5 protein-coding genes are annotated in these 5,253 nt (G+C 69.4%); 4 read left to right on the top strand and 1 reads right to left on the bottom strand.

Translation table 11 applies throughout. The features are described from left to right. On the bottom strand, window positions 1-588 hold a 588-nt coding region (locus AC1DY2_RS14820; protein WP_476763120.1), incomplete at its 3' end, for a LacI family DNA-binding transcriptional regulator. A gap of 126 nt (window positions 589-714) precedes the next feature. On the opposite strand from AC1DY2_RS14820, the gene AC1DY2_RS14815 reads away from it, so the two are divergent. The 4 genes from AC1DY2_RS14815 to AC1DY2_RS14800 form a co-directional block, all read left to right on the top strand. Next, the gene (locus AC1DY2_RS14815; RefSeq protein ID WP_476763119.1) at window positions 715-1,653 is read left to right on the top strand and encodes a carbohydrate ABC transporter permease; all 939 of its coding nucleotides are present in this window, start codon (window positions 715-717) and stop codon (window positions 1,651-1,653) included. Next, window positions 1,650-2,600, top strand: a complete 951-nt coding sequence (locus AC1DY2_RS14810) for a carbohydrate ABC transporter permease (protein ID WP_159604361.1) — start codon at window positions 1,650-1,652, stop codon at window positions 2,598-2,600. Before AC1DY2_RS14815 ends, AC1DY2_RS14810 begins: the two co-directional genes overlap by 4 nt. 96 nt (window positions 2,601-2,696) lie before the next feature. Continuing rightward, window positions 2,697-4,040 (top strand): ABC transporter substrate-binding protein, encoded by a 1,344-nt coding sequence (locus AC1DY2_RS14805; protein ID WP_476763118.1) that lies wholly within the window; start codon window positions 2,697-2,699, stop codon window positions 4,038-4,040. A 123-nt stretch (window positions 4,041-4,163) separates the two neighbouring features. Further along, window positions 4,164-5,253 (top strand): glycoside hydrolase family 35 protein (locus AC1DY2_RS14800; RefSeq protein WP_476763117.1); only part of this gene is annotated, 1,090 nt, incomplete at its 3' end.

Here is a 5,253-nt window from a genome sequence, read left to right as displayed (position 1 = left end):
GTGCCACACCGTGCGGTGGCCGAGGCCGAGCAGGTGCTCGGTGGCGAGGCGGGCGCCGTGCGCCTGGTCGGTGTCGACCATCGGGTAGCGGTCGCCGGCGGTGGAGTCGACGACGACCACGGGGAGGCCCGCGGGCAGCTCGACGTCGTTCTCGTCGAGCAGGTGCGCCTCGACGATGATGATGACCCCGTCGACGGCCTCCTCGCTGAGGCGGTCGAACGCACCCGCGACCTCGCCCTGCGTCGGGTGCGGCACGGGGATGAGCGTGATCGAGTAGCCGGCGTCGGCCGCGGCGACCGCGATCGCGTCGAGGGTGCGCATGTTGCCGAAGCTCGAGAGCGTGAACATGATGACGCCGATCGAGTGGAACCGGCCGCTGCGAAGCGCCCGCGCGGCGCTGTTGGGCCGGTAGCCGAGCTTGCGCATCGCCGTCAGCACGCGCTCACGGGTGTCGGCGTCGACGTTGCTGCGCCCGTTGGAGACGCGCGACACGGTCTGCCCCGAGACGTTCGCCTCACGCGCGACATCCGCCATCGACGGCCCGCGCCGGCGGAGCGGCAGCGCCTCGCCCTGGGTGGTGGTGGTCATCGCCGGCTCCCTCGAACACTTCGTGCGTCACGCACAGACTTGCACAGACTGGCGCATGTTCACGTCAACATGCTACGGTAACCGCACTGCATGTTGACGTGAACATGCGAGCGATTGGAAATTCGAATGACAACGACGTCCCCTCCCGCGCCGGCCGCGGTGGTCACCGCGCCGCCGCCCCGCCGCATCCGAGTCCGTGGGCGCAGCGAGTGGAAGGGCCTCGCCTTCGTGGCGCCCTTCCTGGTGGTGTTCCTGCTGGTGTTCATCGCGCCGGTCGCCTACTCGGTCTACCTCAGCCTCTTCCGCGAGCAGCTCATCGGCGGCAACGCGTTCGTGGGCGCCGAGAACTACCTCGAGCTCTTCGCCGACCCGCAGTTCTGGGAGGGCTTCGGCCGCGTCACCCTCTTCCTGCTCATCCAGGTGCCGATCATGCTCGGCCTCGCGCTCGTCGCGGCGCTCGCCATCGACAGCGCCCGCCTGCACGCCTCGGGCTTCTTCCGCATCGTGATCTTCCTGCCCTACGCCGTGCCCGCGGTCGTGGCCGTGCTCATGTGGGGGTTCATCTACGGCGACAACTTCGGCCTGGCCGCGAACATCAACGACTGGCTCGGCAGCGAGGTCATCACGCCGTTCGCCCGCAACTGGATCCTCGTCTCGATCGGCAACATCGTGACCTGGGAGTTCGTCGGCTACAACATGCTGATCTTCTACTCGGCGCTCCGCGTCATCCCCACCGACCTCTACGAGGCGGCCGAGCTCGACGGCGCCGGGCCGATGCGCGTCATCACCGGCATCAAGCTGCCCGCCCTGCGCGGCGCGATCGTCATCGCGACGATCTTCTCGATCATCGGCAGCTTCCAGCTCTTCAACGAGCCGAACATCCTGCGCACCCTCGCTCCGAACATCATCACCACGTACTTCACGCCGAACATGTACGCCTACAACCTGTCGTTCGCCGGCCAGCAGTACAACGCCTCGGCCACGGTAGCGATCGTCATGGGCGTGATCACCGCGGTGATCGCCTACGTCGTGCAGCTCCGCGGCTCCCGGAAGGAAGAACGATGAGCGCCACCATCGCCCCCGAGGTGCGAGCCGCAGACCACAAGCGAGCGGATGCGGCATCCGCCCGCCGTGGCACTCGAGGCCCGCGCCGCCGCAACTCGCCGCTGCGTCCCCGCAAGTCGGTGGCGTTCACGCTGCTCATGGGCATCTTCGTGCTCTACAGCCTCGTGCCGCTCGCGTGGCTCGTGATCAACGCGACGAAGACGCAGAGCGGGCTCTTCTCGAGCTTCGGGCTCTGGTTCGACGACGACTTCGTGCTCTTCCAGAACATCTGGGAGACGCTGACCTACCGCGACGGGATCTTCCTGCGCTGGTTCGGCAACACGCTGCTCTACGTGGTGGTCGGCGCCGGCGGCGCGACCCTCCTCGCCACGCTCGCGGGGTATGGGCTCGCGAAGTTCCGGTTCCGGGGCCGCCGCGCCATCTTCGCCGTCGTGCTCGGCGCGATCGCGGTGCCCGGCACGGCGCTCGCGGTGCCGACCTTCCTCATGTTCAGCCAGCTCGGCCTCACGAACACGCCGTGGGCGATCATCATCCCCTCGCTGATCAGCCCGTTCGGCCTCTACCTGATCTGGGTCTACGCGGTCGACTCCGTGCCGACCGAGATCCTCGAGGCGGCGCGCATGGACGGCGCGGGGGAGTTCCGCACGTTCTTCACGATCTCGGGGCGCCTCCTCGCGCCCGGCATCGTCACCGTGCTGCTGTTCACCGTGGTGGCCACCTGGAACAACTACTTCCTGCCGCTGATCATGCTGAGCGACCCCACCTGGTATCCGCTCACGGTCGGCCTGAACCAGTGGAACGCCCAGGCCACCGGCGTGGCCGCGCAGCCGATCTACAACCTCGTCATCACGGGCTCGCTCCTCACCATCCTCCCCATCGTCATCGCGTTCCTCGGCCTGCAGCGGTTCTGGCAGTCGGGGCTCAGCGCCGGCAGCGTCAAGCAGTGACCGAGCGGCACTGCCTGTCCATTCCGCACCCACCGCTCACCCGGAGCGTCCTGCCCCGGATCACAGATGGCACAACGAAGTGAAGGGAAACATCACATGACCATCGCCCGCACCGCCTTCCGGCGGACCCTGGCGGTCGCCGCGACCGCCGCACTCGCGGTCGGCGCGCTCGCCGCGTGCTCGACCGGAGCCGACTCCACCTCGGGCTCCGGCAGCGCCGACGACCTCGACGCCGCGCTCGAGGCCGGCGGCAAGCTCACCTACTGGAGCTGGACCCCCAGCGCCGAGGCGCAGGTGGCCGCGTTCGAGGAGGCGTACCCCAACGTCGACGTCGAGCTCGTGAACGCCGGCACCAACACCGAGGAGTACACGAAGCTGCAGAACGCGATCAAGGCGGGCTCGGGCGCGCCCGACGTCGTGCAGATCGAGTACTACGCCATGCCGCAGTTCGCCCTCGCCGACTCGCTCGTCGACCTCAGCGAGTACGGCCTCGACGAGCTGGAGGACCAGTACAGCGCGTCGACCTGGGGCAGCGTGAACGTCGACGGCAAGCTCGTCGGCCTGCCGCAGGACTCGGGGCCCATGGCGCTCTTCTACAACAAGTCCGTCTTCGACCAGTACGGCATCGCCGTGCCGACCACCTGGGACGAGTACGTCGACGCCGCGCGCCAGCTGCACACCGCCGACCCGACGAAGTACATCACGTCCGACACCGGCGACGCGGGCTTCGCGACGAGCATGATCTGGCAGGCCGGCGGCCGTCCGTTCGCCATCGACGGCACCGACGTGACCGTGAACTTCCAGGACGAGGGCACCGAGCAGTGGACCGGCGTCTGGAACCAGCTCATCCAGGAGGACCTCGTCGCCACGACCCCCGGGTGGAGCGACGAGTGGTTCAAGGGCCTCGCCGACGGCTCGATCGCCACGCTCCCCATCGGCGCGTGGATGCCCGGCGTGCTCGAGTCGAGCGTCGCGGATGCCTCGGGCGACTGGCGCGTCGCGCCGATGCCGACCTACGACGGCACCCCGGTGACCTCGGAGAACGGCGGCGGCGGCCAGTCGGTCGTGAAGCAGTCGAAGAACCCGGCGCTCGCCGCGGCGTTCCTCCGCTGGCTGAACAGCGACCCGGCGTCCATCGACGTGTTCCTCGAGAGCGGCGGCTTCCCGTCGACCACGGCGAACCTCGACGACCCCGAGTTCGTGAACCAGGAGTCCGAGTACTTCGGCGGCCAGAAGATCAACGAGGTGCTCACGCAGGCCTCGAAGGACGTGGCGCCCGGCTGGTCGTACCTGCCCTACCAGGTGTACGCGAACAGCATCTTCGGCGACACCGTCGGCCAGTCCTACGCGAACAAGACCGACCTCAACGAGGGCCTCGCCGACTGGCAGTCCCAGCTCGTCGACTACGGCAACGAGCAGGGCTTCACGGTCGGCGAGTAGCCGTCGCGACACCGCGGGGCCGGTCGGGCACTCCCGGCCGGCCCCGCCGCTTCCCACTCTTCCGACCGCCGTGTGCCTCGAGCGCCGCCCTTCCACCGTCCACGATCACCAGAACGGATGCCTGTGACCGCCCACTCCCGCTTCGCCATCGGGCCGACCGACTTCGAGCTCGACGGGCAGCCGCACCGCATCCTCGCGGGCGCGTTGCACTACTTCCGCGTGCACCCCGACCTCTGGGCGGACCGCATCCGCAAGGCCCGCCTCATGGGCCTGAACGCCATCGAGACCTACGTCGCGTGGAACGCGCACGAGGCGCACCGCGGTGAGTGGCGGGCCGACGACGGCCTCGACCTCGGCCGGTTCCTCGACCTCGTGGCGGCCGAGGGCATGCACGCGATCGTGCGGCCCGGGCCCTACATCTGCGCCGAGTGGGACAACGGCGGCCTCCCGGCGTGGCTGTTCCGCGACCCCGAGGTGGGCGTGCGTCGCTCCGAGCCGCACTACCTCGCGGCGGTCACCGAGTACCTCCGGCGCGTCTACGAGGTCGTGGCGCCGAGGCAGGTCGACGCGGGCGGGCCGGTCATCCTCGTGCAGATCGAGAACGAGTACGGCGCGTACGGCGACGACAAGGCCTACCTCGCCGAGCTCGTGCGGGTGACCCGCGACGCCGGCATCACTGTGCCCCTCACCACGATCGACCAGCCCACCCCGCAGATGCTCGCCGACGGCAGCCTGCCCGGCCTGCATCTCACGGGCTCATTCGGCTCCCGCGTGCCCGAGCGCCTCGAGACGCTCCGCGAGTTCCAGCCCACGGGCCCGCTCATGTGCATGGAGTTCTGGTGCGGCTGGTTCGACGACTGGGGCTCGCACCACCACGTGACGGATGCCGCGGCATCCGCTGCCGAGCTCGACGCGCTGCTGGCGGCCGGCGGGTCCGTGAACGTCTACATGTTCCACGGCGGCACGAACTTCGGGCTGACGAACGGCGCGAACGACAAGGGACGCTACGCGCCGATCACGACGAGCTACGACTACGACGCCCCGCTCGACGAGAGTGGATACCCGACCGAGAAGTTCTGGGCCTTCCGCGAGGTCATCGCGAAGTACGCGCCCGTGYCCGACGAGGTGCCCGGCGCGCGACCCGACGCGCCCGCGCTCGTCGCGCCGCTCGCGGTCGGACCGGCGCTCCTGGCCGTCGCGGCCGCCGGTGACC

This window comes from Agromyces sp. P1_H4, from assembly GCF_056405255.1.
Note: the sequence above shows the minus strand (reverse complement) of the source record. Positions and strands in the feature narration are given on the sequence as shown.